The organism is Thiorhodococcus minor (assembly GCF_010820565.1).
Classification (GTDB): domain Bacteria; phylum Pseudomonadota; class Gammaproteobacteria; order Chromatiales; family Chromatiaceae; genus Thiorhodococcus; species Thiorhodococcus minor.
In genome coordinates, this window is record NZ_JAAIJQ010000227.1 from 1 (window position 1) to 1,889 (window position 1,889).

Here is a 1,889-nt window from a genome sequence, read left to right on the forward strand (position 1 = left end):
GGCCTTGATCATCGGTTGGTCCAAAACCGAGTATTTCGGTAGGCGATCAAGCGCCCTGAAGAGTGGCAGGAGCCCTGAAGAGTGGCAGGAGCACTAGGTAGGCGTACCCTTGGAAGTGCAAACTAACCGAGGGAAATGCCGTTGCCCGATGCCCCTGCCGCTGTTGACTCTATTGCAGATCGACGCCCCACGCCAATCCATAATCGCTTGGAGCGCGCCAAGCAGCTGCATGCAGTGGCGCAAGCGCAGCAGGATGGGCAGAGTCAACGCGCGGCGCTCACCGGCGCTGGCGTCGCGCGCAGCACACTGCGTCACTGGAACGCGCCGCCTGCGGCACCGGCACCGGCGGCGCTGGCGGCCTTCGTCGAGACGCCCGAGGGCGTGCTCTGGCTGCGCCAGATCCTGGTCGCCGCGCACTGGAGCATCAGCGAGCAGGGCGGCGCGGGCGTGCGCGTGGTCTGCGACTTTCTCGCGCGCAGCGGACTGTCGGCGTTCATCGGCGCCTCCTACGGCACGCAGCAGGCGTTCCAAGTCGAACTGGAGGAGCAGATTGTGAGCGCTGCCACCGACCTGCGCGAGGCGCTGGGCCAAGCCATGCCCCATCGCCTGCTGAGTCTCGCCGAAGATGAGACCTGGAAGGACGGCATGCGCTTGGTAAGCATCGATGCGGTCTCGGGCTTCATCCTGCTCGAGCAGACGAGCGATGCGCGCTCGGCGGCGGCCTGGACGCAGGCGCTCGAGAGCGGGCTCGCGGGGCTGAACGTCACCGTGGTGCAAGGCACCAGTGATGAGGCCAAGGGGTTGTTGGCACATGTCGAGCGCGATCTGGGCGCGCATCACTCCACGGATCTGTTTCATCTGCAGCATGAGGTCAGCCAGGCGATGAGCCTCGCGCTAAAGCGCGCTGAGCAGCAGGCCGAGACGGCGGCGGCTGAGGCAAAGGCACGCTGGCAAGGCGCATGCGCCGCCGAGCAGGCCTATCATCGCCGCCGCCATGGCCCGGGACGCCCGCCGGCGTTTGCCGCGCGCATCGATGAGGCGCTGAGCGCCGACGTCCAGGCCAGTCGCGCGCATGAGCGCGCCCAGGCGCGGCGCGCTGAGGCGAAAGCCCTGATCGGCGCCTTCAGCGAGGTCGATCATCCCTACGAACTCCAACAGGGACAGGCGCAAACGCCCGAGCAGTTGCAGACGCGCTTAGGGGCCGTGTTTGCGCGCTTGGAGACGATCGCCGAGGAGGCGGACCTCTCCGAGCGCCTGTGCGCACATCTGGCCAAGGCGAAGCGACTCACCCACCGCCTTGTGGCCACGCTGGCGTTCTTCTTCATGATGGTCAACACTCGGGTGCAGGCGCTGGACCTGGCACCGGCGATCGAGCAGGCCATGCTCAACGACCTGATCCCGGCGCTCTATCTGGAGCGCGCCGCCGCGCGCAGCACCCGCGCTGAGCAACGCCATCGCCTCCGAGCACTGAGTGCCGAGCGCCTCGCCCCGCTGCAGCAGCCTTCGCACCCGATCCAGTCGCTCGATCAGGAGACCCGCTGCTACCTTGAGCAGGTTGCCGGTGAGTGTGCCGACCTGTTCCAGCGCAGCAGCTCGTGTGTCGAGGGGCGCAACGGCTTCCTCGCGCTCTATCAGCATGGGCATCACCAACTCAGCCCGCGCAAGCAGCAGGTTTTAACCGCCCTGCACAACTTTGCGATCACACGCCCCGATGCCACTACGGCCGCTGAGCGCTTCTTCGCTCAGCCCCACCCATCCTTGTTCGAGCAGGTGCTTGAGCGCATGCCCTGGCCGGCCCGACCGGCGCGACGACGACCGCGCCCGGCGAGGCAGCCGCACCTCGTCCCTGTGGCAGCTTAGCAACAGTGGACCAAACGATGATCAAGGCC

The 1,889-nt window shown here is 67.0% G+C and carries 1 protein-coding gene; it reads left to right on the top strand.

Features of this window, described 5'->3' with window-relative positions; all coding sequences use genetic code 11:
- Positions 1 to 234: 234 nt before the first annotated feature.
- A complete protein-coding gene (locus G3446_RS29055; protein WP_164456653.1) occupies positions 235 to 1,860 on the top strand; it encodes a DUF6399 domain-containing protein in 1,626 nt (541 codons plus the stop codon).
- The last annotated feature ends 29 nt before the right edge of the window (positions 1,861 to 1,889 follow it).